At 64.8% G+C, this 26,181-nt stretch carries 17 protein-coding genes; 8 read left to right on the forward strand and 9 right to left on the reverse strand.

Annotated features, from left to right (window positions below; translation table 11 throughout):
• Nucleotide 1: 1 nt before the first annotated feature.
• A complete protein-coding gene (locus WDM86_01100) occupies nucleotides 2-6,940 on the forward strand; it encodes an autotransporter-associated beta strand repeat-containing protein (protein ID MEI9988608.1) in 6,939 nt (2,312 codons plus the stop codon).
• A gap of 13 nt (nucleotides 6,941-6,953) precedes the next feature.
• Nucleotides 6,954-7,448, forward strand: coding sequence for a DUF3617 domain-containing protein (locus WDM86_01105; GenBank protein ID MEI9988609.1), 495 nt, complete (start codon nucleotides 6,954-6,956; stop codon nucleotides 7,446-7,448).
• A 563-nt stretch (nucleotides 7,449-8,011) separates the two neighbouring features.
• On the opposite strand, the gene WDM86_01110 is transcribed toward WDM86_01105, so the two are convergent.
• Entirely contained in the window at nucleotides 8,012-9,091 is a 1,080-nt protein-coding gene (locus tag WDM86_01110) for a helix-turn-helix domain-containing protein (GenBank protein MEI9988610.1), read from the reverse strand.
• Between the two features lie 260 nt (nucleotides 9,092-9,351).
• Between WDM86_01110 and WDM86_01115 the strand changes: the two genes are divergently transcribed.
• The 3 genes from WDM86_01115 to WDM86_01125 are packed head-to-tail and all read left to right on the forward strand — an operon-like array spanning nucleotide 9,352 to nucleotide 13,096.
• On the forward strand, nucleotides 9,352-10,542 hold the full coding sequence (locus tag WDM86_01115; protein ID MEI9988611.1) for an acyl-CoA dehydrogenase family protein: 1,191 nt from the start codon (nucleotides 9,352-9,354) through the stop codon (nucleotides 10,540-10,542).
• A gap of 12 nt (nucleotides 10,543-10,554) precedes the next feature.
• Nucleotides 10,555-12,159 carry a fatty acid--CoA ligase gene (locus WDM86_01120; GenBank protein ID MEI9988612.1) on the forward strand — a complete coding sequence of 535 codons (1,605 nt, stop codon included), beginning with the start codon at nucleotides 10,555-10,557 and terminating at the stop codon, nucleotides 12,157-12,159.
• Between the two features lie 46 nt (nucleotides 12,160-12,205).
• On the forward strand, nucleotides 12,206-13,096 hold the full coding sequence (locus WDM86_01125; GenBank protein ID MEI9988613.1) for an oxygenase MpaB family protein: 891 nt from the start codon (nucleotides 12,206-12,208) through the stop codon (nucleotides 13,094-13,096).
• A 51-nt stretch (nucleotides 13,097-13,147) separates the two neighbouring features.
• On the opposite strand, the gene WDM86_01130 is transcribed toward WDM86_01125, so the two are convergent.
• The 5 genes from WDM86_01130 to WDM86_01150 all read right to left on the reverse strand — a co-directional run bounded on the left by WDM86_01130 (nucleotide 13,148) and on the right by WDM86_01150 (nucleotide 21,895).
• Nucleotides 13,148-15,670, reverse strand: a complete 2,523-nt coding sequence (locus WDM86_01130) for a TonB-dependent receptor (protein MEI9988614.1) — start codon at nucleotides 15,668-15,670, stop codon at nucleotides 13,148-13,150.
• A gap of 380 nt (nucleotides 15,671-16,050) precedes the next feature.
• Complete coding sequence (locus WDM86_01135; protein ID MEI9988615.1) at nucleotides 16,051-19,173, reverse strand: CusA/CzcA family heavy metal efflux RND transporter; 3,123 nt, start codon at nucleotides 19,171-19,173, stop codon at nucleotides 16,051-16,053.
• Nucleotides 19,173-20,129: an efflux RND transporter periplasmic adaptor subunit gene (locus WDM86_01140; protein ID MEI9988616.1), complete on the reverse strand. Its 957-nt coding sequence runs from the start codon at nucleotides 20,127-20,129 to the stop codon at nucleotides 19,173-19,175. The genes WDM86_01135 and WDM86_01140 overlap by 1 nt, the downstream gene beginning before the upstream one ends.
• Nucleotides 20,126-21,433 (reverse strand): TolC family protein, encoded by a 1,308-nt coding sequence (locus WDM86_01145; GenBank protein MEI9988617.1) that lies wholly within the window; start codon nucleotides 21,431-21,433, stop codon nucleotides 20,126-20,128. Before WDM86_01145 ends, WDM86_01140 begins: the two co-directional genes overlap by 4 nt.
• A gap of 96 nt (nucleotides 21,434-21,529) precedes the next feature.
• The gene (locus WDM86_01150; protein ID MEI9988618.1) at nucleotides 21,530-21,895 is read right to left on the reverse strand and encodes a hypothetical protein; all 366 of its coding nucleotides are present in this window, start codon (nucleotides 21,893-21,895) and stop codon (nucleotides 21,530-21,532) included.
• Nucleotides 21,896-22,152: 257 nt separating this feature from the next.
• Here WDM86_01150 and WDM86_01155 point away from each other — a divergent pair, with 257 nt between their 5' ends.
• Nucleotides 22,153-23,076 (forward strand): cation diffusion facilitator family transporter, encoded by a 924-nt coding sequence (locus WDM86_01155; protein ID MEI9988619.1) that lies wholly within the window; start codon nucleotides 22,153-22,155, stop codon nucleotides 23,074-23,076.
• A gap of 34 nt (nucleotides 23,077-23,110) precedes the next feature.
• A complete protein-coding gene (locus WDM86_01160) occupies nucleotides 23,111-23,599 on the forward strand; it encodes a hypothetical protein (protein ID MEI9988620.1) in 489 nt (162 codons plus the stop codon).
• 164 nt (nucleotides 23,600-23,763) lie between these two features.
• Here WDM86_01160 and WDM86_01165 read toward each other — a convergent pair whose 3' ends face one another.
• From WDM86_01165 to WDM86_01175, 3 genes are all read right to left on the reverse strand, one after another.
• Entirely contained in the window at nucleotides 23,764-24,393 is a 630-nt protein-coding gene (locus WDM86_01165) for a MarC family protein (protein ID MEI9988621.1), read from the reverse strand.
• 9 nt (nucleotides 24,394-24,402) lie between these two features.
• Nucleotides 24,403-24,756 (reverse strand): hypothetical protein, encoded by a 354-nt coding sequence (locus WDM86_01170; protein MEI9988622.1) that lies wholly within the window; start codon nucleotides 24,754-24,756, stop codon nucleotides 24,403-24,405.
• A 71-nt stretch (nucleotides 24,757-24,827) separates the two neighbouring features.
• Nucleotides 24,828-25,385, reverse strand: a complete 558-nt coding sequence (locus WDM86_01175; protein MEI9988623.1) for a hypothetical protein — start codon at nucleotides 25,383-25,385, stop codon at nucleotides 24,828-24,830.
• A gap of 316 nt (nucleotides 25,386-25,701) precedes the next feature.
• On the opposite strand from WDM86_01175, the gene WDM86_01180 reads away from it, so the two are divergent.
• The gene (locus WDM86_01180; GenBank protein MEI9988624.1) at nucleotides 25,702-26,154 is read left to right on the forward strand and encodes an Hsp20 family protein; all 453 of its coding nucleotides are present in this window, start codon (nucleotides 25,702-25,704) and stop codon (nucleotides 26,152-26,154) included.
• Nucleotides 26,155-26,181 lie beyond the last annotated feature (27 nt).

The following is a 26,181-nucleotide window of genomic DNA, read 5'->3' on the forward strand; positions in this document are numbered from 1 at the left end:
CATGACGAGAGTTTCGACCGCCGGCCGGAATGGCCTTCGTCGCCTGCGCGGCCGCGTCCTTTCGACCTGCGCGGTCGGCGCGATCCTGTTGCTCGCCGGCGCGGCGCAGGCGGAGACCGTCACGGTGAACAGCGAGGCCGATTTCATCTCGGCCATCAACCAGGCGAACGCGGGCAACAATGTCGAAATCGACATTGCGCCGGGGCTTGTCATTCCGCTCACCGATCCCTTGCCGGCTTTGACCAACGGTGCGCTCGCCATCGGGAACACCGGAATTGCCGGCGGCAGTTTCAGCGGCGGCTCCCTCGAGAACGATTCGTTGGTCATTTTCCAGGATGCGGCCAACTACAATTACGCAGCAAACGGCTTCAGCTACGGCGTCGTCGATACCAATTTCAGCGGCACCGGCGCGTTCTGGGACGCGCGGACCTCGTCCATCTATCCCGATAACGTCCTGGTGCTCACCGGCACCAATACGTTCAGCGGCAATACCGTCGTCTTTGGCGTCACCGGCGGCGCCTATCATCCCATCGCCAGCTTCGAGAACAACCTGCTCGTCTATGGCACGCCAGCGGCGATGTCGGCGGCGAGCACCGTCTTCCTCAGCGACGGCGGCATGGTGGCGGCGGTGGGCACGCCGCTGGACCAGGCTTTTCTCGGCCGCATCCGCTCCACCACCACCGGCACCGGCGTGGTCGGCTCTTCGGCGGGCTCGGTACTGCTGAGCGACGACGACAGCAGCAATCTGGATTTCTCGGCGAGCGGCAACCTGGCCGGGATCAGCCTCGGTGCCTATGCCAACACCGCCCATCCGGCCGACGGCGATGTCACGTATAGCGGCACGCTCACGCCCTACAATCTCACCTATCTGGTGGGCGGCGGCACGACCGAGCGGCTGGTCATCACATCGGTGCTCGGCGATATCGGCGGCAACCCCACCAGACTCATCATGGAGAATGGCGGCAACGTCTTTCTGGCACCTGCGCCGACCTATACGGGCGGGACCGAAGTGCAGCTCGGCGCGCTCGGCATCGGCGGCGAGACGCTCGCGGCCGGCAGCGTCACCGTCGATCGCACCGGAATCTTCTATGCGCCCGGGGCGCTCGACCAGGTCGTGCTGGATGAAATCGCGCCCGGGTCGACCGGCACGGTGGCGATGTCGGCGAACACGGCCGGCGTGCTCAATTTAAACCTGCTGCCGGGCGTGAGCGTGGGGGCGATGGCGGCCTCGACCTTCTCCGGCACCATTCTGCCGGGCGCCGACGGCTATCTGCTGGGGGGCGGTTTCCAGGCCCTGACGGTTTCGTCCGTGCTGGCCGGAAATGTGGGCCTGACCGTCAACACGACCGAATCGGGCGCGACCGGGCAGACCACCGGCGTCGCACCCGTCATCCTGACGGGCGCCAACACCTATACCGGCGCGACCGCGATCGACGCCGGCCTGCTCATCCTCGGCAACGGCGTCAGCAACGGCTCGATCGACGATTCATCGGGCATCAGCATGATGACGCCGGCGCCCGATCCGGTGACGACGAACGTAGTGCCGACCTACAACAGGACCGGCCTGGAATTCGACGAAGCGACCGATGTGAGCTTCACGGTGCCGATCAGCGGCGGCGGCGAAGTCGATATAACCGGGCCGGGAAAAGTCACCTTCACCACGGTGCAACCCTATACCGGCCCGACGGAAGTCCTGAACGGCACGCTGGCGCTCGGCCCGGGCGCCTCGATCTCCGCTTCGTCGCTGCTGTACATGCAGGGCGGCACGTTCGACATCTCCGGCGGCGGCAACCAGACTATCACGGACCTGGGCGCCATCGGCAACAGCGTCATCCATCTCGGCGCCAACCAGCTCACGTTCGGATCCGATACCGGCTCCGACGCGGACTACGGCACCATCGACGGCGTGGGCGGCAGTCTGGTCAAGATAGGCGACTCCAACTTCTTCGTGGAGAACGTCAACACCTATTCGGGCGGCACCACCATCAGCGACGGCGCCGTCATCCTGGGCGGCGCCGGCGCCGCCGTCGGCACGCTGGGCAGTGGTCCGATTCTCAACAATGCCGATCTCGTTTTCGACGAGGGCGCCGATACCACGGTCCCGAACGCGATTTCCGGAACCGGCGTGGTCTATCAGGAAGGTTCCGGAAAGGTGATCCTGACCGGCGCAAACACCTATAGCGGCAACACCATGATCTCCGGCGGCACGCTGCAGATCGGCAATGGCGGGACCTCCGGTTCGATTGCCGGCGACGTCACGGACAACGGCACGCTGGCCTTCGACCGCTCCGACAGCCTGACGTTTGCCGGTATGGTCTCGGGTACGGGCGGCATCGACCAGGTCGGCAGCGGCACGACCATCCTGACCGGCGCCAACGCCTATGGCGGCGGCACGTCTATCGCGGCCGGCACGTTGCAGATCGGCAATAATGGCACGGCGGGCTCGATTCAGGGCGATGTCACCGACAACGGCACGCTCGCCTTCGACCGCTCGGATACCGTCACCTTCCCCGGTACGATCTCCGGTACGGGTAGCGTCAGCCAAATCGGCAGCGGCGAGACCATCCTGACCGGCACCAACACCTACAGCGGCGGCACCGCGATCAGCGGCGGCAACCTGCAGCTGGGCGACGGCACGACCAATGGCACCGCCGGCAGCGGGCCCGTCGTCACCGACGAGGCCAACCTGATCTTCCAGGAAGCGACGGCGATCACCTTCGCCAATTCGGTCTCCGGCACCGGCGGGCTCTTTCAGGACGGCCCGGGGACAGTCACGCTCCTCGGCGACAACACCTATTCCGGCACCACGCTGGTCGATCATTCCTCCTTGCAGCTGGGCAATGGCACGACCAACGGCACCGCCGGCACCGGCCTGATCCGCGTCTTCGGCAGCTTGGTCTTCGACGAGGCCACCAGCGTTACCATTTCGGGCATGATCCTCGACAACCCGGCCTATCTCGCCGGCTCCGTCACGCAAGAGGGACCCGGCACGGTGATTCTGACCGGCGCCAGCAACTATACGGGCGGCACCACCATCACCGGCGACACGCTGCAGCTCGGCGATGGCGGGACTGCCGGTTCGATCGCCGGCGACGTCATCGACAACGGCACGCTCGCCTTCGATCATTCCGACAGCCTGACCGTTGACGGCGTCGTCTCCGGCACGGGCAGCATCGATCAGATCGGCAGCGGCACCACTATCCTGACCGCCACCAACACCTACAGCGGCGGCACCACCATCGCCGCGGGCACCTTGCAGATCGGCGCGGGCGGCACGGCGGGCTCCATCCCGGGCGACGTCATCGACAACGGCACGCTCGCCTTCGACCGCTCGGATACCGTCACCTTCCCCGGTACGATCTCCGGTACGGGTAGCGTCAGCCAAATCGGCAGCGGCGAGACCATCCTGACCGGCACCAACACCTACAGCGGCGGCACCGCGATCAGCGGCGGCAACCTGCAGCTGGGCGACGGCACGACCAATGGCACCGCCGGCAGCGGGCCCGTCGTCACCGACGAGGCCAACCTGATCTTCCAGGAAGCGACGGCGATCACCTTCGCCAATTCGGTCTCCGGCACCGGCGGGCTCTTTCAGGACGGCCCGGGGACAGTCACGCTCCTCGGCGACAACACCTATTCCGGCACCACGCTGGTCGATCATTCCTCCTTGCAGCTGGGCAATGGCACGACCAACGGCACCGCCGGCACCGGCCTGATCCGCGTCTTCGGCAGCTTGGTCTTCGACGAGGCCACCAGCGTTACCATTTCGGGCATGATCCTCGACAACCCGGCCTATCTCGCCGGCTCCGTCACGCAAGAGGGACCCGGCACGGTGATTCTGACCGGCGCCAGCAACTATACGGGCGGCACCACGATCACGGGCGACACGCTGCAGCTCGGCGATGGCGGGACTTCCGGTTCGATCGCCGGCGACGTCGCGGACAACGGCGCGCTAACCTTCGACCGTTCGGATTCCGTCACCTTTCCCGGCGTCGTCTCCGGCACGGGCGGCATCGATCAGATCGGCAGCGGCACGACCATCCTGACCGCGAACAACACCTATAGCGGCGGCACCACCATCGCCGCAGGCACCCTGCAGCTCGGCGACGGCACGGCGAGCGGCACGCTCGGCAGCGGCGCCGTGACCGACAATGGCGCGCTGGCCTTCGCGGAAGGCAGCGACACGGTGTTCGTCAACGCGGTCAGCGGTACCGGCGGGCTGACCCAGAACGGTCCCGGCATGGTGACGCTGACGACCGCCGTCACCTATACCGGCAATACCGTGATCGCCGGCGGCACGCTGCAGGGTGGTGCGAAGAACGTGTTCAGCGCGGCCAGCGCCACGACGATCGATGAAGGCGGCACGCTCGACCTCGGCGGCTTCACCCAGACCATTGGGAGCGTCGCGCTCAATGGCGGCACGATCCTGGCCGGCGGCTCCTGCGCCGGCTGCGTGACGGTCCCTTATGGCCAGCTCGACGGCAGCGTGACCTCGACCGGCGGCACCATCGCGGCCAGCATGATCGGCTCCGGCACGCTGACCGTCGTCAGCGGCACCACGACGATGGAGGCCGGCGCCGTCGCCGTCGCGGTCGGTTCGGGGGAAGCCAACTACAACACCGGCGCCACGCTTATCGAGGGCGGCACGCTGCGCGGCGGCTCGGGCGCCGTGTTCAGCGCCGCCAGCGACATGACGATCGACGCCGGCGGCACGCTGGATCTGGGCGGCTATTCGCAGACCATCGGCTCGCTCGCCGGCGCCGGCACGGTCACCTCGACCGGCAATCCCGGATCGCCGGTGACGCTCCTTATCTACGACGCCACTCCGACGACCTTCAGCGGATTGATCAAGGACGGCGACAGCCCGGTGGCGCTCTCGCTCAACGACACCGACGAGAACATCACGCTGACCGGCGCCAACACCTATTCGGGCGGCACCATTTGGGGCTCGGGCGACGTCATCACGATCACCAACGCCAACGCGCTGGGCACCGGCGCGCTGGACATGTTCCCCGGCGCCACCCTGGTCTTCAGCGGCACCGGCTACACGCTGGCAAACGCCGTGGCATTCCAGACCTTTGGCGATCCCACCTTCGATTCCGGCACGGGCACCGTCACGATGTCGGGCGTCATCTCCGGCACGGGCGACCTGACCAAGATCGGCACCGGCACGCTGATCCTGACCGGCGACAACACCTATAGCGGCACCACCACGATCGCCGCCGGCACGCTGCAGCTCGGCAATGGCGGCACGACGGGTTCGATTCCGGGCGCCATCACCGACAACGGCACGCTCGCCTTCGATCGTTCGGATGCCATGACTCTCACGCAAGTGATCTCCGGCACGGGCGGCGTCAACCAGATCGGCAGCGATACACTGACGATGGACAGCGTGCAGACCTATACCGGCCTGACCGATGTCGCGGCCGGCACGCTGGTGGTCGGTGACGCCGCCACCCCGACCGCGAGCCTCGCCGGTTCGGCGCAGGTGGAGACCGGCGCGACGCTTTCCGGCTTCGGCACCATCGGCGGCAATCTGACCAACCGCGGCACGGTGCAGCCGGGCAGTGCCGCCGTCGGCACGCTGACCGTCGCCGGCAACTACACCCAGGCGGCGAGCGGCAACCTACTGGTCGCGGTGACGCCGACAGTGGCCTCGGTGCTTGCGGTGCAGGGCACCGCATCGCTGGGAGGCACGGCGACCTTCGTCTACGCGCCCGGCACCTATACGGCGACGTCGTACAATTTCGTCACGGCGACGGACGGCGTGACCGGCACCTTCGCCACCGTGACAGAGCAGGGGAACACGCCGACGACCCTGACGCGGACCGTCACCTATGGCGCCAACGCCGCGACTCTCACCTTGGGTTCGTCCAGCGTCGCCCCGCCGCCACCGCCGCCGCCGCCGCCGCCACCGCCGCCGCCGCCGCCGCCACCGCCGCCGCCACCGCCACCACCACCACCGCCTGTCGTGGTGCGTCCGGCCGACGAGTCGCTGTTCAGCAGTCAGGATTCGGCGCTCGTGGCCGGCGCCCGGCGGACGCTGGCGGTCCTCGACGCGGTCTGCGACACCGCCGAGCCATCCGGCGGCGACGCGCGCGCCGAACGTCCCGCTTGCCATGACGGGGTTTGGGCGCAAGGCATCGGCTCGTTCCTGACCGCCGGTCACGAAGGAGCGATCCCAGGCTTTCACGGCGACACCGTCGGCGCGCTCGCCGGGTACGGCTTCGCCATGGGCGGCGGCGGCAGCGTCGGCCTTGCGCTGGGCTACGACGAATCCTGGCTGCGCGACACCGCGAACGGCACCGGAAAGGAGCGCGTCGTACGCCTGGGCGTGTCGGCCTATCAACCGGTCGGCTACGGCGTTTTCCTCAAAGCCACGGCGATGTTCGGACATGATTGGGATTCGACCTTGCGCGACACCGGCATCGGCGCCGTCGCGGAATCGCACGAAGGCAACGAGGTCAGCGGCGGCCTGAATCTCGGCCTGCCGATCGCGCTGGACGGCACGCTGGTGACGCCGGAAGGCGGCGTGCGCTTCGCCGCCTTCTATCAGGGACGCTTCGCCGAACAGGCGAGCGGGGTGTTGGCGGCCTATGCGGTGACCGGCGGCAACGCCGACTTCGCCAGCGTCGCGCCCTTCCTGGACGTGACGCTATCGCATGCCTTTGACGGCGGCGCGGGCTGGACCATCCTGCCGATCCTGCGCGTCGGCTACAGCTACGAAGGCGGCGACCGCAATCCGGTCGTGACGCTCGCGGCGGCCGACGGCACCGGCTTCGCGGCCGATCATCTGCGTTTCGATCGGAGCAGCGCCGTGATCGCGCCCGAACTCAAGATCGACGACGGCCAGATGTCCTTCTTCGCCGATTACACCGCCGAACTGTCCGGCAATTGGAGCGATCAGACGCTCCTCGCCGGGCTGAATGTCCGGCTCTAGGAAAGGTGGCGGCATGCGCATCCTGAACCGAATGGCGGTCGCCGGCGTGGCCCTTCTGGCGTCGGCGGGCGCCGCTTGCGCCAGCCACGGCAAGGCGGGCCTGTGGAACGTGACCGTCACCCTGGGCGGCGCAAGCGTCGACATGTCGAAGATCCGGCCCGATCTCGCCGCGAAGATGAGGGCCGCCGGCATCGGCGCCAATGCGATCACGGTGCCGCACTGCATGACGGCGGCGGAAGTCGCAACCGACATGCCACATCTGGATCCCCGCAATATGCGCGGCTGCACGATCGCCGGCACCGATCACAGCGGTCACACGCTGAGGGCGGACCTGATCTGTAACGCCGACTTCAAAGGAACGGAGCATGTGCAGATCACCTACGATTCCGACACCCATTATTCTGGCATCATGAAGATGTCCGGCACCGTGAACGGCCGCCCGATGGATCGGGAGCAGACGGTGGAAGGCCGGTGGGTATCGGCGAGTTGCGGCGGCGTCGATCACTAAGGCGCGGCGGAAACTGCTCGGGCCGACAAGCATCGCCGGCGATGTGATGCGATGGGCTTGGCGCCGGGTCCGAGCGTCACCCTGCTCGCGGGGCGGCGATTCCCGATCGGGGATGGACGTCAGGTGGCGGTTCGTCCATTGGCGCGATTGCGCCGGATTCCGCCCGCATTGCGATCCCATGGATTTGTTTTTCGGCAAGCGCCATTTTACGGAAATCCGCGGAGACCGTGCGCGAAATTCTCTATATCGGCAAAGCATGCGATGTGTGTGCGAGCGCGCGAAGAGGTACGAGCAGATACGGTAAGAATTTAGGTCCTTGATATTGCTATGAACGAAATTCAACGCGATTGAACAAAGAAATCAGATTTTACTTGGCTTTTTGGCCGGAAGCTTGGCGCGCATAACGGTCTGGTCGCAGGTTCGATTCCTGCCGGTCCTACCATTGTTTTCGACGCCTTCCGTATCGTCGTGATCTTAACTTGTAATCGCGCGGCACGCACACGGCATGCAAGGGCCCGACTTTGAGTTACGCCGGCTGTCGACGAAACGGTTGGGCGCAACCGTTACGCTGGCCGCTTGTGGCGAGGCGCCTGCCCGCGCCGATAGGCGCTGGGCGTCATGCCGAACCAGCGCTGGCCGGCGCGCCGGAAGCTGCGCGCGTCGGAATAGCCGATTTCGGCGGCGATCTCCTCGAAGGATTTGTCGGTCATCAGCAGCGTCGCGGCCGTGCCGCGCTGAACATCGTCCAGCAGGGCGCGGAACGAGCTGCCGGCATCCGCAAGCCGCCGCCGCAGCGTGGCTGAACTCATCCGCAGATGTCGCGCCACAGCCGTCTCACCGTGCAGTCCGTCGTAAATCGCCGCGCGAACGTCCCTGACAATCGCCGGAGCATCCTCGGTCGTGCGTGAGTTGCGGTCGGCTGCCGCCTCCTCGAGCAGGCGCATGAACTCGACGAATTCATGCGCGGCCCAGGTATTGTATTTGACCGGGGCAAGGGGCGCCGCGGCGTCGCTTGCCCTGTAGGATAGCGTCACCCCGCTGCCTTTCACGATTGTTGGGCAGCGAAGCACGCTCTTCAGCATGGTCTTTCTGAACCGACCGATCGGCTCGGCCAATCGTGCCTGCAGCGGCCGCAAGCGGCGGCCCGTGAGCCAGCGAAAGGCGCAATGGATCGTGAGCGCGAAGGTCTCGACGAACAATTCCATGCGCGCGCTTCGCTTGCCTTCATAGCTCAAGGCGATGCTGAGCCCCCGCCTGTTCCGCCTTACGGCGACCTTGATATCCGGCCTCAAAAGCACCGCGGCAGCGGCGAAACGTTTCAGAGCCTCACCCAGATTGTTGCCCTGGCCGGCGGCGGCCATGAGGATGCCGAGCGTGCCTTTGGGGATGGGTTTGGCCGATATGCCGAAGGATTCGTCGTCGGTTATGCGCATCTGTTCGAGGCACAGTTTCAGAAATATGGTCGAGGGTATGAATTCGTCGCAATTCGGGCGGCCACTGCCGTGCGCGACGGATTTCGCCAGCAGCCGCGTGGCCACGACGGACCCCAGAAGCAGAACCAAGTAATCTCTCGGCACATGAAAGCCTGCCGCCGTGAAATGCACAGGTCCTTCGGGACGGCGGATGTGGACGGCGAGGTTCACGCCTTTTCTCCCTGGCACCAACGTGACGAGCGCCGTTATCCTGCTGCTATTTCATCACAATCATCCGGCTCTTGCGACAGCCGGAACGGCGCGCAACAGCATTCCGTTACGGAAATGCGCGTCCGCGGCGATTGCCGTGATCGAATTTGTCCCGGTCCTGTTGCACAGGCGCGTCCTAGCCGGGACCCGAGCTATGCACCAGAATCACGCAGCGCGGGCGCGCATTTTGCGATTTCACGAGGCCGGTGGTGAATCTTGCATTGACGTCTGAAGAGTTGTTGTTCCGCCGCGAGGTGCGCGCGTTCCTGGACGAGCATCTGACGGCCGAGTTGCGCGCGGCGGGACGCGCCACGACCAGCGTCTTCACGCCGAAGGCTTTCAGCATCGCCTGGCAGAAGATCCTGCACGCCAGGGGTTGGGTCGCGCCAAGCTGGCCGAAGCAATATGGCGGTACCGGCTGGACGGAAATGCAGCGCTATATCTTCGCCGCGGAATGCGCCCGTGCCGGCGCGCCGGGCCTGGCGCCGATGGGGCTCAGGATGGTCGGCCCCGTGATCATGGGGTATGGCTCGCCGGAGCAGAAGGCGCATTACCTGCCGCGCATCCTTTCCGGCGAGGATTACTGGTGCCAGGGCTACTCCGAGCCGAGTTCCGGGTCGGATCTGGCATCGCTGTCTCTGCGCGCGATCTCCGACGGCAACGATTACGTGCTGAACGGCTCCAAGATATGGACCACACACGCCCATTGGGCGAACAAAATGTTCTGCCTGGTGCGCACCCGGGCCGAAGGCAAGCCCCAGGCCGGCATCACCTTCCTGCTGCTCGACATGACGAGCGCCGGAATCACCGTCGCCCCCATTATCACGCTGGCGGGCGAGCACGAGCTGAACCAGGTGTTCTTCACCGATGTGCGCGTGCCCAAGGCGGGCCGATTGGGCGAGGAGAATGACGGCTGGACGGTCGCCAAATATCTCCTCGAATTCGAACGCGGTGGCGGCGCGGCGGCCGGCCTGAAGGTCGCGCTGGAGCGGCTGCGCCAGATGGCGAAAGCCGAACCCGCCGACGGCGGCGACGCCCTGAGCGACGATCCGGATTTTCGCGGCAAGCTGGCTGAAGCCGCGATTCGGATCGAGACGATCGAGATGACGGAGCACCGCGTCATGTGCGCCCTGGCCTCCGGCGGCAATCCGGGTCCGGCGTCATCGATGCTGAAGATGCAGAGCACAGAGGCGATGCAGCGCCTGGACGAAATCGGCATCGAAGTGGCGGGCCACTATGCCCTGGCGGAGCAGCCCGAAGCCCGCATGCCGGGCTCGAATGCGGAGCCGGTCGGTCCGGCGCACAGCCTCCACACGATGGCGCGCTATCTCAACAATCGCGCGGCGTCGATCTATGGCGGCTCCAACGAAATCCAGCGCGACATCATCGCCCGCCATGTGCTGCGCCTCTGAAGGATCAGGAGCATGAGTTCATCGCTATCGGCTGCCCCGCTCGATCACGCGCAGATTCCGACCCTTGCGGATATCCCGCGTTATCACGCGCGCGTTCGGCCTGACGACATTGCACTGTCGTTCGAGGGCCGCGACACGAGTTTCGATGCGCTCGACCGGCACAGCAACCAGGTCGCCCACGCGCTTATCGAGGCCGGGGCGCGGCCGGGCGACCGCATTTGCTACATCGGCAAGAACAGCGACCACTATTTCGAACTGCTGCTGGGCGCGGCGAAGGCCGGGGTGGTGATGACGCCGCTAGGCTGGCGGCTGGCGCCGCGCGAAGTCGCCTATATGGTCAACGACGCGGAGGCCCGCTTGCTCTTCGTCGGCCCGGAGTCGATGGCACTGGTCCGCCAGGTCCGCGGCGAGCTCGATAAGGTCGAACAAATCGTCGCCATGGAAGACGGCGCGGCGGAATTTCCGCTTTACGAGGCATGGCGCGACCGGCAAGGCGACACCGATCCCGCACGGCCGATCCGGGAAACGGACATCGCCCTGCAGCTCTACACCTCGGGCACCACGGGCAATCCCAAAGGCGCGATGCTGCGGCACGTCAATCTGCTCGGCGGACGGCGCCTGGCCGCGGAAGCCGGGCTCGACTGGAACCTGTGGGGTCCGGACGATGTCAGCCTCGTGGCGATGCCGGTTGCGCATATCGGCGGCACCGGCTGGGGCATCGTCGGCCTCTACAACGGCGCCAAAGGCGTCGTGGCGCGCGAGTTCGATCCGACCAAAGTGCTCGATTTCATCGAGCGCGACAGGATTTCGAAAATGTTCATGGTACCGGCAGCGCTGCAGATCGTCGTCAACCAGCCGCGCGCCCGCGAGGTCGATTACAGCCGCCTGAAATACATCCTCTATGGCGCCTCGCCCATTCCGCTCGACCTCTTGCGCGAATGCATGGCGGTGTTCGGCTGCGGCTTCTGCCAGCAATACGGCATGACGGAAACCTGCGGCACGGTCGCCTATCTGCCGCCGGAGGATCACGATCCGGCCGGCAATCCGCGCATGCGCTCTGCCGGCATCCCACTGCCGGGCGTGGAATTGAAGGTGATGGACGAAGCTGGAAAAACGTTGGGGCCCGGCGTCATCGGCGAAGTTGCGATCCGCTCGGTGGCGAACATGGCTGGCTATTGGCACCTGCCGGAGGCGACGGCCAAGACGGTCGACAGTGAGGGCTGGCTACGGACCGGCGATGCCGGCTATCTCGACGCCGACGGCTATCTCTACATCCAGGACCGCGTCAAGGACATGATCATCAGCGGCGGCGAGAACATCTATCCCGCCGAAGTCGAAAGCGCGATCTACGGTCATCCCGACGTCGCCGAAGTCGCGGTGATCGGTGTGCCCGACGAAAGATGGGGCGAGGCGGTAAAGGCCGTCGTGGTCCCCAAGTCCGGCCGCACCATCGATGCCGCCGATGTCATCGCCTTCGCCCGCTCACGCATAGCGCATTTCAAGGCACCAAAAAGCATCGACGTGATTGCAGCCCTGCCGCGCAACGCTTCGGGAAAAATCCTGCGCCGTCAACTGCGCGAACCCTATTGGGCTGGCCGCGAGCGCCGGGTGAATTGAACCCGATGCCCAGCCCGCCGTTATCATGACAGGAGTGCAACACCCCATGACCGACACAACCGCGACGATCAAGTCCAGCAGCGCCAAAGCTAGGCCGTCCAGCTACGGCAAGATCGATTTCACAACGCCGAAGGGCGAGCCGGCCCTGACCGCGCCGGATTCGGTTTCCTGGCAGGTGTTCAAGAATCCGGTGTCGCTGTTCATCGGCGGCATCACGGCCGTGCTGCTCGAATTCGCCGAGCCCGGCGTGCGCTCCGGCGTCTGGGATCATTCCTCATTCCGCCGCGAACCCTTGGCGCGCATGCAGCGCACAGGCCTCGCCGCGATGCTCACCGTCTACGGGCCGCGCAGCAAGACCGAACCGATGATCGCCGGCGTCCGCCACATTCATGCGCGCGTCGTGGGCACGACGCCGGACGGCGAGCCTTATCATGCCAACGACACCGCGCTGCTCGATTGGGTACAGGCGACAGCGAGCTTCGGCTTCCTCGAAGCCTATAGCGCTTTTGTGCGGCCGGTCGGCGATGCGGACAAGGATAAATTCTATGCCGAAGCGGCGCCATCGGCGCGGCTTTACGGCGCAACGGGCGCCCCGACCTCTCGGGCGGAATTGAATGCCCAATTCGAGGCGATACGGCCGAAGCTCGAACGCTCCGATATCGTGTTCGAATTCCTGGACATCATGCTGCGCACGCCGATCCTGCCGGGGCCGCTGAAGCCCGTTCAGCGCCTGCTGGTGCGCGCCGCTGTCGAGATCGCCCCGCAATGGGTTCGTGATATCCTGGGCCTCGGTCCGGAATGGGGCCTGAAATCATGGGAGGCTAGGCTTGTGCGCATCGCCGGGGCGCTGGCCGACCGCATCCCGATCCCGTCCAGCCCGGCATCGCAATCCTGCAGGCGCATGGGGCTTTCGTCGTTCTATCTCTATACGCGCTGATATAGGCGCACGGCGTGCCCGTCCCAAAAATTCGGGACGGGCAGCGCGTTCTCAATTGAAATTGTAGGTCAGGGATGCACCGTAGGTCATGGTCATGCCCGGGAAGCGCACATAGGTGTTCGTGTTGTTGGCCACCGAGGTCCAATAATACTGGTTGGTGAGGTTGCGGCCCCAGATGGAAAACAGCCAATTGTTGTCCAAGCTATGGAGCCCGATGCTGGCGTTCAGCAGGCCGTAGGATTTGATCGCATAGACGGCATCCGTGCACAGATCGGCGCAGGATTTCGATTGCCAATGCTCGTTGACAGTCGCCTGCAGCCCGAGCGTATCGGTGATGGGCGTGTCGTAATTGAGCGTCAACGCGCCCTGCCAATGCGGGCTGTACGGGAACTGGCTGCCCTTGAAATTCGCCGGGTTGCCGGATTCGTCCACGCCGAGATAATTGCCGACATAGGTCTCGACATAGGTCGCCGCCAGCATCGCCGTCAGACGATCGGTGATCGCCCAGGTCACATCGCCGTCCACGCCATCGGCATGGGACGTCGGAATATTCGCGACCCGACCGAGAACGGTATAGATCGGATCCGCGAACAGAACGCTGAGCTGCTTGTCGCCATAGTCGTAATAGAACGCAGCCAGGTTGAGTTGAACCTTTCCGTCGGCCAATGCCGTCTTCACGCCCACCTCATAGGACAACAGGCGTTCCTGCTTGGCGGGGACTTCCTGGCTGGCGATGTTCGCGGCGATGATCGGGATATTGCCGGCCTTGTAGCCCTTGGACACCGAGGCATAGAGCAGGGTGCCGGGCGAAACCTGCCAGTCTGCCGCGATGCGCCAGGCCAAGTTGTCCTCGTCGAGCTTCTCATTGATCACGCCGAACGAGTCGGTGGCCGGATTGAACGAAACGCAGTCGCCGGTTCCGATCGGGGCGGGCGTCGCGACGCCATAGATCAGGGGAAATAATGTGCGATTCACGATGTTGACGCTCGTCGCGAGGTTTCCGTTCACGTCGAAGGAGCAGCCCGCGAAGGTCTGGTGATCCTGCGTATAGCGAATTCCGCCCGTCAGCTTGAGTGTATCGGTCAATTGCCAGTCCGCGTTGACGAAGGCGCTCCAGGTGTTGGAATCGATCGTGCCGCGGTCGCCGAACGTGCGGAACGCCTGCGCCATCTGCGTCGGCGTGGTGCCGAATGTGTTGATCGCGTTGAACGGCGGCGTGGCCAGCAAAACCTCGCCGAGCGAGCGGATCAGCAAGGCGCTGCTGTTCTGGCCCAGCATGGTCCGGTCGCCGTCGAAGATGGTGTCGTTGGCGTAGTAGCCGCCGACCATCCAGTGAACCGTGTCGGTATCGCCCTGCAGGCGGAGCTCCTCGGAGAACGATCCGATATGCCCGACCTCGTTTTGCACGAGGATCTCGTAAGGCGCTCCCGACCAGTCGTTGACGCCGTCACGCTTGACATGATTGAACGCCGTCAACGACGTTGCCGAAATATTGTCGTTGAACCTGTAATCGACGCGCCCGGCGATGGAATAGAAATTGTCGTTCTCGGCGAGCGGCCGGTTCATTCCCAGGCCGGTGCCGATATCAGCGCCGCGCTGGGCCGCAGGCTCCCAGTCGGCTTGCGAACCCTTTGTCGGTTGATTGGCCGCCAGGTAATTTTGCAGACGCGTGTCGATCGGCAGGCCGGCGACCGGCACCAACCCGCCGATCGGCAAGGTCGTTGCCGGGCAGACGCCGCCCGGGGTAAAGCCGGGCACGAAGGCCGCCGTGAAGACGCTGGACAACTGCAGGCAGGATTCGGCGTTCGGAGGGCCTGCCGCAACGGTCAGGCCGGTCGCCTGCGCCGCGACGGAGTCCGACCTGTTGATCCAGCCATCGACCGTCAGGTTGACGGTCAGCTGCGATGTCGGTTTCCATTCCAACTCGCCACGGGCGCCGTAATTGTGCTTGCGGCCGAGCGTGTCGCCCGGACGGGAGTTGCTGTGCTGCCAGCCGTCGGCGCTGTCCTCCGTGCGGAAGGCGAAGCGGCCCTTCAACGTGTCGGTCAGCGGCCCGCTGATGAAGCCCTCGAAATTGTAGGTCCCGTTGTTGCCGCCTTCGGCGGTCACAGAGGCCGCGAAATCGTCCGTCGGCTTGTTGGTGATGAGGTCGATCAGGCCGGCCGTCGTGTTGCGGCCATAGAGCGTGCCTTGAGGCCCTTTGAGCACCTCGACACGCTGCACATCGAACAGCGGCCCGGCCATCATGAAGGGATAGGCATAGGCGACTTCGTCGACATAGGTGCCGACGGTGGAGGTTGCGGACAGATCGACTGTGTTGAATCCGATGCCGCGCAGCGTGAAGGTCGGCACGCCTTCATAACTTTGCGAGACGTTGAAGCTCGGCACGACGGTGCCCAGATCCGTCACATTCGTGACACGCTGAGCCTTCAGCGCCGCCCCGCTGAAGGCCTGGATCGACATGCCGACTTTGTTGATGTCCGCTTCGTGCCGTTCGGCGGTAACGACGACCGTCTCGATATCCGCTGCGTGAGCAGGATAGATCGCGGACGCGGTCGAAAGCAGTGCCGCCACCAGCAGCGAACGGCTTTGGACCCGGCTAACGGACGGCTGCAACGCTAAGGTGCGGACGCAATTTGCGCCTTTCAATCCTGACATCGTGTTCTCCCGATATATTTTTATTTTGCGGGAGAAATCCGCGTGACGCAGACAGACGGCCTCTGAGGCGCCGGCCCTCAAGCCCGGCGCATGCAGGAACTACGGCGCCGGCGCAGCTATCTGAATCACAAGGCTCCCCCCCTGTTGCAGGATATTCCGCCATGACCGCGAGCTTTGACGAGGACATCGGACGGCAATCGTCAGGGGACAGATCTGCTCACGACAGAACGCCTGGTCGTGGCAGCCACGCGTCACACGCCGGTTGCCTCTTCCCGGCCAGCCCCTCGGTTGCGTGCTTAGCCCGCCTCGTTGGTCGGCTCCTCCCGGTGAAACATCCGGTAAAGCGCAGGCAGCACGAACAGGGACAGCAGCGTTGCCGAAACAATGCCGCCGATGACGACGGTGGCGAGCGGGCGCTGCACCTCGGCACCCGTACTCGTATTGAGCGCCATCGGCAGGAAGCCCAGCGAGGCGACCAGGCCGATCATCAGGATGGGACGGAGCCGGGTCAGGGCGCCCTGGATGATGGCCTGATCGATCGGAAGCCCCTCGCGGACGAGATCGCGGATATAGGAGATCATGACCACGCCGGTCAGCACCGACACGCCGCAGAGGGTGATGAACCCCACACCGGCCGTGATCGAAAGCGGAATGCCGCGCAGCAGAAGCGCAAGCACGCCACCCGTCAGTGCCAGCGGCACGCCGGAGCAGACGAGCAGCGCGTCTTTCAAGGAGCCGAAGGTCAGGATCAGCAACCCGAGGATGAGCAACAGCGCCAGCGGCACCAGCACGGTCAGGCGCTCGGACGCCGACGCCAACTGCTCGAAGGTGCCGCCATACGCGACATAGTAGCCGGGCGGCAGCCGGAGCTTATCGCTCACCTGCCTGCGCGCGTCGTTGACGAAGCCCGCCAGGTCGCGGCTGCGCACATTGGCCATCACCACGATGAAGCGCTTGCCGTTCTCGCGGCTGACCTGGTTGGGTCCTTCGCTGGACCGAATCTCCGCCACTTCCGCCAATGGCACATAGCTGCCATTCGGCCGCGCCAGCGGCAGGCGCCTGAGCACGTCCGGATCGGTACGCATCTGCTCGGGCAAACGCACTTCGAGCGGATAACGCGCATCGCCCTCATAGATAAGGCCGGTTTCCTTGCCGCCCAGCGCGGCGGCAACCACGTCCTGCACATTGGCGACGCTCAAGCCGTACCGCGCCAGTGCGATACGCCGCGGCTCGATGGTGAGCAGCGGCAGGCCCGAGGCTTGCTCGGTCTTCACGTCCTGCGCGCCGGGGATGGCGGCCAGAATGCGCTGTCCCTGGGCGGCGAGCCGCACCAGTTCGTCGAGATCGTCGCCGAAGATTTTCAGGGCAACATCGCTGCGCACGCCGGAGATCAGTTCGTTGAAACGAAGCTGGATCGGTTGGCTGAAGCCATACACCGTGCCCGGCACCGTATGCGCCGCCGTCTCGATTTCACGGACGAGCTGCGCCTTGGGCTTGCTCGGGTCCGGCCAGTCCTTGCTGGGTTTGAGCATCACATAGGTGTCGGAGCGGCCGGGCGGCATCAAATCGGTCGCCACTTCCGCCGTGCCGTTGCGGGCGAACACCGTCAGCACTTCCGGCAGCTTGCCCAGTGTCCGGTTGAGCTGGAGCTGCATCGCCACCGCCGTTTCAATGCCCGTGCTGACGGGGCGCACCGTCTCGATCGCCAGATCGCCTTCATCGAGGTTCGGAATGAACTCCGCGCCCATGCGCGACGCAAGGAAGCCACAAAGCACGACAAGCACCACCGCCGCCGCGATAACCAGGCGGCGCGCTTGAAGGACGCCACTGAGCAGCGGTTCATAAAGGCGCTTGGCCCCGGCAACGAGCCAGTTGTCCTTCTCCTGGATATTGCCGCTTAGCAGCAAGGCGCAGGCGGCCGGTACGAAAGTGATGGAGAAGATCAGCGCGCCAACCAGCGCCGCGACCACGGCAAAGGCCATCGGGTGAAACATCTTTCCCTCGACGCCCGACAGCGCGAAGATCGGCAGGTTCACCAGCACGATGACCACGACGCTGACCAGGCTGGGGCGGAACACCTCCCGCGTGGCATGGAATACCGTGTCGAAGCGCTCGGCCTTGGTCAGCAGCCGGTCGTGCGCGTGCTGCGCGTGTGCCAGCCGGAACATGCAGTTCTCGACGATGATGAGGGCCCCATCGACGATCAGCCCGAAATCCAGCGCGCCGAGGCTCATCAGATTGCCGCTGACCCCGCCCTCCACCATCGCGGTGAACGTCGCGAACAGCGAAAGCGGAATGACGGCGGCGGACAGCAAGGCGGCACGCAGATTGCCCAGAAACAGGAACAGCACGACGATGACCAGCACCGCGCCTTCCAGCAGGTTCTTCTGCACCGTTTCGATGGTCTTGTTGACCAGCACGGTGCGGTCATAGATCGGTGTCGCCGTCACGCCGGGCGGCAGGCGCTTGTTGATGTCGGCGAGTCGTGCGGCGACCCGATCGCTCACCACGCGGCTATTCTCGCCGATGAGCATCATCGCCGTGCCGAGCACCGTCTCGTGATCGTCCTGCGTCGCGGCGCCCGTGCGCAATTCCCGGCCGATGCCGACCGTGGCCACATCGCTAACCGTGATCGGCGCGTTATCGCGCGTGGCGATGACCGCATGGCGGATGGCCTCTTCGTCGGCAAGCTGGCCGGGCACGCGCACGAGATATTGCTCGCCATTGCGCTCGATATAGCCCGCGCCGACATTGAGGTTGTTGGCTTGCAGCGCCGCGATCAGATCCGACAGCGTAACCTTGAAGGCAAGCAGTCGCGCCGGGTCCGGTGCGACCTGATATTGCTTGGCGTAACCGCCGATCGAGTTCACTTCGGAGAGGCCCGCCACCTGCCGCAATTGCGGCCGGATAATCCAGTCTTGGATGGCGCGCAGATCCGTCGGCGTATATGCCGCGCCGTCCGGCTTCCGCGCGTCGGCCTTGGCATTGACGGTGTAGAGATAGATTTCGCCGAGGCCGGTGGAAACCGGGCCGATCTCGGGCTCGACACCCGCAGGAAGCTGGCTGCGCACTTCTTGTAACCGCTCATTGACGAGCTGGTGCGTGAAATAAACGTCGGTGCCGTCCTCGAAGACGATGGTGACTTGCGACAGCGCATAGGCCGAGGTCGAGCGCGTGTAGCTCAAATGCGGTATGCCCGCCATCGCCGTCTCGATAAGGAAGGTCACGCGCTGCTCGACTTCGGCCGGGGAATAGCCCGGCGCCGTCGTATTGATCTGCACCTGCGTATTGGTGATGTCCGGCACGGCGTCGATGGCAAGCCGCCGGTATTCGTAGATGCCGAAGGCCACGAAGCCCAGCACCGCCGCCATGACCAGCCAGCGATAGACGATGGCGCCTTTTATGATGCGGTCGATCACTATTCCTCCTCCGCTTCGCCTTTGAGGAGGTCGGCCTTGATGATGTAACTGTTGGCCGACGCGTAGCGCTCGCCGGCGCGCAGGCCTTGCGTCACTTCCACCGCATCGCCCGACCGTTTTCCGATCGTCACCCCGCGCGCCTGAAAGCCTTGCGCGGTCCGCACAAACACCACCACTTTGCCGTGGACGTTCTGAAGGGCGGCAGGATTGACGGCGACCGAGGCCTGCACCTCGGAGAGCACGACGTCCGCCGTGGCGAATTGCCTGGCCACCCAGCGGCCGTCGGCATTGTCGAGAACCGCGCGGGCCGCCACCGTTTGACTGTCGGCGCTGCCGGCCGGCGCAACATAGGCAATCGTGCTGTGCGCCACCTGTCCGGTGTCCGAGCCGCTGACCCGCACGTTAAGACCCGGCCGCACCCGGCCAAGGTCGTGCGCGAACACCGCAAACTCGGCCCACACCGTGCCGAGATCGGCGACCTTCATCAGCACCGTGTCGCTGCCGACCGATTCTCCGGGGTTCGCGTGACGTTCGAGGACGCTGCCCGCTATCGGCGACGCAATGCCGTAGGTCTGCAAACTCTCATTCGATTCCACGGTGACCAGCGTTTCACCACGCGCCACCGTCTCGCCGGGCCGCTTGTTGACCAGCCGGACCACGCCGGGATAGCGCGCGCGCAATTCCTGTTCGCGCTCGGCATTGGGCTTGATCGTGCCGTAGAGGGTGACCGTCTCGCCGATGGCGGCGGGACCGGCCGTCTCGATGGCAATGCCGGAGTCGCGCGCCGTATCGGCGCTCATCGCCACTTCGTTCGGCTGTACTTGCACGGGCGCGGCTTGCTCGGTGGTGGCCGCGTCCTCGCGCCAAGGACGCACTACCACCAGCAACACGATCAGTGCCGCGATAGCGGCGACCGTGAGCCAGACCCACGGTCTGTATGCGCGAAATATATTCATGGCGAACCTGCAATGTCGGAGGAACCATGCGCCGTCAGGCGCTCTACTTCGGTGCGCGCTGCATGCAGCCGCGTCAGGGCCGCGTTGAGCGCGCCGCGCGTCTCGAACAGCGCGCGCTGGGTGTCCAGCACATCGAGATACTGAAATCCGCCGACGCGGTAGCCGGCCAACGCCAGCGTGAAGGCGCGTTGCGCTTGCGGCAGTGCGGCGTCTTTCAGAGATTTGATCTCGGCAAAGGCGCTCTTCCAGCGGCCCCATGCATCCACGAGCTGTTGCGAGCGTTCCAGTTCGACCTGCCGCCGCTCGCTCGAAATGCGCGTGACTTCCGCCCCTGCGCGCGCGATCTCGCCCTCGTTCTGATTAAAGACCGGTATCGGGATCGAGACGCCCGCCACAAGCGCGGCGTCGCGTCCTGCGAATTGGCGAACGCCGAGGCTGGCCCGCACATCCGGCGCCGCGCCGGCGCGCGCAAGCGCGAGATCGGCCTCGCGCGCTTCGCGCAAGCGCGCGAACCGCGCAAGGTCCGGCGCGTCCTTCAGCTCGGCCTCATAGTCGGCCAGCGCCTCCGGTGCCTCCGCGATGAAGAACACATTGCCTGCCAGCGGTTCCGCGACGATGGGCTCGCCCCAATAGCGGCCGAGCTTCTGCCGCGCCGTCAGCAACGCCGCTTCGGCACGCGCGCGGGCAATGGTCGCGTTGGTCAGCGCCACCTCGGCGCGGCTGCGTTGAAACAGCGGATCGCGCGCGGCGGCGACGCGACGCGACACATCGGCAAAAACGCTGCGCGCCGTACCTTCAAGGTTCTTTGCCAGCCGAACATTCTCTTCGGCGGCAACGACATCCATGTAGGCCAGCGTGACATCGCGCACGAGGTCGAGTTGCGCGGCGCTGAGTTCGGTTTCCGCTGCACGGCGATTGGCGGCGGCTGCCTGCTGGCGCGCTTCGCGCTTGCCGCCGAGTTCGATGAGTTGCGCCACACCGTAGGTGAACTCCGAACCGGACAGACCGCGATAGGGGCCGGTGCCGATGATGTTCTCCGCCTCGACCGAGAGCTCGGGATTGGGCAACAGATGGGTCTGCAATTCCGTGCCTGCCGCCGCCCCGATACCGGCCCGCACCGCATCGAGACGCGGTGACGCGGCGAGTGCGCGCTGCACCGCTTCGCGGATGGTCAGGGCCGGAGCGCCGGGGCCTTGCGGAGCCGCCGCGTCGGCCGACGACGGCAGCACGACACATAGCAATGCGCCAAGCGCTGCGCCTTGAATGAAGCAGGTCAGAGACCTGCGTTGTGGTTTGCGGTTCATGGTGTGCCGTTGCTGCGCGTCAGCGAGGACTGATCGCGCCGATGAATGACGGAGAGCGCGCAGAAGCGCCCCCGACGAACTTCATCCAAACGGCAGTCAGATCAGAAGGACGGTGACTTTGCGGTGCGCCAGCGCGGTGTTGCGTGCGGCAACCATCAGCAGCGGTGCGCCATCGGCGCGCCGGAAGAGCGCGGCGCAGATCGCCAACGCCAGCAGCGTGACAACGGCGAGCGCCGCATCGATGTGGGACTTGCCGTCGCCGCCCACGGCTGCATCGGTCTCCGGTTCCGGGTGCACGGCGACGAGGTCGACGAGCCGTTCGGCGCTGCGCGTCGCCCGGACGACGCTGTGATTGTCGGTCTCATCGGTGCATTGCGTGGCATGCGCCGCCAGCAGCAGCACCAGCAGCATCCCGAACAGCGCAAGCACCCGCACGGACAAACGGTCCGAAAGACTGCGCATGAGGGACGAAGCGGCAGAGTGCATGGCGCTCGAACCTAAATCCTAAAGCCGCTGGAGGGTCAAGGTGAAAGATAAGTTGCCCAATTGCCGCCGCATTTATAGAACGGCTTATATATGGAGAGCTGCATCGCATGATCTGCCGCACAAAACACGGGCGCGTGCAGGACTGCCGCATCATCGAAGTATTGGTCGGCCACAGCCGTTCGCGGTGCCTCGAAAAGCAACATGCGGAGCCCATAGCCGAAAAATGAGGTGCAATGGCTGAAAACCACGACCATCACCACGACCACGGTCATCATCATGCGCCGCCGAAGGATTTCAGCACGGCGTTCCTGCTCGGGACGCTGTTGAATGTTGGTATCGTCGTTTTGCAAGCAACCTATGGCATCATTGCTCACTCGACCGCGTTGCTGGCCGATGCGGGGCACAATCTCAGCGACGTATTGAGCCTGATTATCGCATGGGGCGCAGCCGGTCTCGCCCGGCGGGCGGCAACCGCACGCTACACCTACGGTTTGCGCGGTTCCTCCATCATCGCCGCGCTTTTCAACGCCGTGTTTTTGCTGGTGGTGCTGGGCGGCATTGCCTGGGAAGCGATCCAGCGCCTCTCCAACCCCGCTCCGGTGCAGGGCGAAATCGTCATGATCGTCGCTGCGGCGGGCATCGTTATTAATGGCCTTTCCGCGTGGCTATTCGCATCTGGTAGCAAAGGCGACATCAACGTCCGTGGCGCATTCCTTCATATGCTGTCCGATGCGGTGGTGTCGTTTGGCGTGCTGGTCGCAGGCGGTCTCATCGTCCTTACGGGATGGCTTTGGCTAGACCCCGCCATGACGCTTGTCGTGGTCGTCATCATCTTCTGGGGAACGTGGCGACTGCTGCGCGATTCCGTGAGCATGGCGCTCGCCGGCGTTCCGAGCGGCATCGACCCCGAGAAGGTGCGCGCCTATCTCGGCACGCTACCCGGCGTCGTGCGCATTCACGACCTGCATATCTGGCCGATGAGTACGACCGAAACGGCATTGACCTGCCATCTGGTCGTGCCGGCAGGACACCCCGGCGATTCCTTCACCGTCGACATCGCCAAGGAATTGCGCCACGCATTCGGCATCGAACATACAACGTTACAAATCGAAGTGGGCTTGGATGCCGACTGCGGTGTCTGCGACAACGGCGGTTGAGACACAATGGTCGATGCTCGTGCCGGCAGTCAGCATGAATCTGAAAGAGGTCGAGCGGAACAAGCGCGAACGGCACACGCTCTGGCGCTATGCGATCCTGCGCCTCCATGAGGTCGTGCAGGATATCGTGCCGCACCTGACCGACGGGGATCGGAACCGTTTCGATACCGGGCTTAGCCGGGTCTTCGTCGACAATTACGCAGCGGTCCCATCCGCGATCCGCAGACTGCTGGCGCTGCGCGAAGCAGGCGTGATCCGCGTGCTGGAACTGGGACCGGATTGTGAAATGGATGTGAACGAACACGGCACTTCGATCGCCGCCGGGAATTCCGTCCATCGCTTTCGAATATTCATCGACGCGCGCGGGCAGAAGCCGCTTGAGACGAAGGACTTGCCGTTTCCGACATTGTGCGCGCAGTTGCGGGCGGCCGGCGGTGACGTTCCAAATATCGATGACGCTTATACATTGCCGGGGCCGGCTGTCGCGCGGGGGCCCCAATGCCTTCGGCGCTGCCCTACCTGATGCACGATCGGCCCTTCGTGCAAGGCATCACCGCAAGCGCCGAAATCGGTGCAGAGATCGGAAAAGCAGTATCGAGACGCGATCTTCGCCCGACATGTGGATGAAAGGCGCCGAAGTTCGAGGATATCGGGCTCGCCCCATCAAGACTTAGCGGAAACGACGGTTCAATGGACAAGACCGCTTTGACGCAGACCATCGAGCACGAACTGAACAGCCAGGGCGGCCAGCAGGACGCCGGAAATGCGTCCGACGACGTCCGAACCGGTCTGGCCAAGACAACGCTGAAGCACGTCCGCGAGAAGCATGGCGACGAAAGTGAGCGCCAGGCAAACGGCGAGGATCACGAGCACCGCAAGCTCGTCCGACCAGCGCTCCAGACGGCTCATCAGAAGCACGACGGCCGAGAGGCTTCCAGGACCCGCGATCATCGGAAAGGCCAGCGGCAGCACGGCAATGTCGCCCGGACGTTCGGCCTCGCGATGCTCGCCTTCGCTGATGGACGACAGGCCGGGACTCGCAAAGGTCAGCGTCAGGGCCTGCAAAAAAAGCAGAATGCCGCCCGCTATCTGGAAGGCCGGGAGTGTGACATGCAGAAGGCCGAGCAGCAGATTGCCTCCAAGCGCGAAGAGCAGCAGCATGACGCCGGCAATGCTGACCGAGCGTGCGGCGAGGCTCGTGCGGCGCGATCGGTGCACGCCGGTCGTGAGGCTGGCGAACACCGCCGCGGTCTCGATCGGGCCGATGGTGACGAAAAGGGTCACGAAGGCCGACCAAAGGCTGAGCGAAATATCCATCGCGGCGCATTATGCCGATGCGCTGTGGCTGCCGCCGCGCCGCTGCCGGTCAATCATCACGCAGAGCTTATCGTCCGGGATGCCGTCGAGACGCTGCAGCACGTCCACGATGTCGTCGAACGACACCGGCGTCTTGGCGCCCGGTGCGAGGCGAAGGTCAGGACGGCACTCGACTGAACAGGCATCAGAGGCCCAGGATGAAAGGATCGCGCGCTTCTCCGACAGCGAAAGCGTCGCGTCCGCCAGGACATCCTTCGGGCGGCGGAAATACCGCGCCGGCGTCAGCAGCCGATCGAGTTCATCGTCGCCGGTATAGGGCCGGCAGGGCGGCATTGGATTTGTATCTTTGCCATCGTCGAACATCGCAGCCTCCCGGTTTTTTCCCTTTCCCTAGTAGAGAGCGAAGCGGGCCGGCGAGCGGCCCGCTTCGCGCGTCAAAGTGCTGACCGGCCCTTTGGCTCCGGAGCGGCGCTCCACCTTGCCTGGATCGGCCTCGCCGCGGCAGGGGCCGCGGGGTCGCCGCAATCGCCGCTGGTCTGCGAAACGACCTGCGGCTTGCCGCCGGTTTCGGGCGCACGGATCTGGATCGTTCGGACGCAGGAGCGCGCGCCGTTCGTGGTTACGATCCAGCTAGAGCTGCTGGTGCCCGGCGGCAGGGCGCGGCGCGCCGCGTCGTTCAGACCACCGTTCGGGGCTTGCAGCGCTTGCACCTGACGCAGCATCGCATCCATCTGCCGGTCCATGGCCGCATCCAGCGCCTCGAAGTCTGCAAAGGGCCGGGTCCGGTTCGCCGGGACCGTCCAGAAGAACGGATGCGCATCGAAGACGATCTTCGGCGCGACATCGCCCGTGTACTGGACATGCTCCACGCCGCCACCGGGCAATGGGATCGTGATGTCGTGGACGGCGGGGCGGCTGGCGGCCAAAGCAACCGACCCTGCTAGCAGCAGCGTGCCCGCACCGGCCGCCACGACGGGAAGGAATGATTTCATGGCTGTCTCCCTGGCCGTGGGTTTCAGACGGCCGGAAATCTAGCGCGGGAAATCGGACCTTCAAGATCCGAGCGTCTGTTCTGCCGTGAAATTTTTGAAGGGTTCGCTGTCGACGACGGAGGCCGGACGAATCGAAAACAACGCGTCAGAGCGCCGAAGTCTTCATGTCAGGCGCAGAAATTTTCCTGAGGCAAAGACCTTGAAGAGATCGGCCGGACTTCTAGATCGAATCCCGCCGGACGCCCGTCGTGGGTCCGGATAGTTCTTATTCCAGGACGAAACTCGTATCCGTGTTGCTCGAAAGGAGGATGTGGCTATGAGAGACACGATCGACATCACCAATTTCGGCCGGTCGGCGATCGGCTTCGAGCGCATGCTCGACTTGCTGCGCAGCAATCTGGGCGATCCTGGCGACAGCTATCCACCCTACAATATCGAAAAGACCGGGGACGACCGCTACCGCATCGTGCTGGCCGTAGCCGGTTTCGCCGACAGCGAGCTGACCGTCACGCAGGAGCAGAATCGGCTGATCGTTACCGGACAGAAAGACGAGACACCGAAGCGCGGTACGTTCCTCCATCAGGGGATCGCCGGGCAGCCCTTCACGCGGCATTTCGGTCTCGCCGACTACGTCCAGGTTCGCGAGGCCAGACTGGCCAACGGATTGCTGACCATCGAGCTCGACCGCCAGTTGCCCGAGGCGATGAAACCGCGGCGCATAGCGATCGGCGGCGAGACCAATGCTTCGGCTGCGAAGCGCGCGGCCTGACCGGGACCAGCAAGACGAAATCGGCGG

This window comes from Rhizomicrobium sp. (assembly GCA_037200045.1).
Taxonomy (GTDB): Bacteria; Pseudomonadota; Alphaproteobacteria; order Micropepsales; family Micropepsaceae; genus Rhizomicrobium.

Coding starts and splice junctions, on each gene's coding strand:
- WDM86_01100 (MEI9988608.1), top strand. CDS start 2: ATGACGAGAGTTTCGACCGCCGGCCGGAATGGCCTTCGTCGCCTGCGC.
- WDM86_01105 (MEI9988609.1), top strand. CDS start 6,954: ATGCGCATCCTGAACCGAATGGCGGTCGCCGGCGTGGCCCTTCTGGCG.
- WDM86_01120 (MEI9988612.1), top strand. CDS start 10,555: ATGAGTTCATCGCTATCGGCTGCCCCGCTCGATCACGCGCAGATTCCG.
- WDM86_01125 (MEI9988613.1), top strand. CDS start 12,206: ATGACCGACACAACCGCGACGATCAAGTCCAGCAGCGCCAAAGCTAGG.
- WDM86_01140 (MEI9988616.1), bottom strand. CDS start 20,129: ATGAATATATTTCGCGCATACAGACCGTGGGTCTGGCTCACGGTCGCC.
- WDM86_01145 (MEI9988617.1), bottom strand. CDS start 21,433: ATGAACCGCAAACCACAACGCAGGTCTCTGACCTGCTTCATTCAAGGC.
- WDM86_01150 (MEI9988618.1), bottom strand. CDS start 21,895: ATGCGCAGTCTTTCGGACCGTTTGTCCGTGCGGGTGCTTGCGCTGTTC.
- WDM86_01155 (MEI9988619.1), top strand. CDS start 22,153: ATGGCTGAAAACCACGACCATCACCACGACCACGGTCATCATCATGCG.
- WDM86_01160 (MEI9988620.1), top strand. CDS start 23,111: ATGAATCTGAAAGAGGTCGAGCGGAACAAGCGCGAACGGCACACGCTC.
- WDM86_01165 (MEI9988621.1), bottom strand. CDS start 24,393: ATGGATATTTCGCTCAGCCTTTGGTCGGCCTTCGTGACCCTTTTCGTC.
- WDM86_01170 (MEI9988622.1), bottom strand. CDS start 24,756: ATGTTCGACGATGGCAAAGATACAAATCCAATGCCGCCCTGCCGGCCC.
- WDM86_01175 (MEI9988623.1), bottom strand. CDS start 25,385: ATGAAATCATTCCTTCCCGTCGTGGCGGCCGGTGCGGGCACGCTGCTG.
- WDM86_01180 (MEI9988624.1), top strand. CDS start 25,702: ATGAGAGACACGATCGACATCACCAATTTCGGCCGGTCGGCGATCGGC.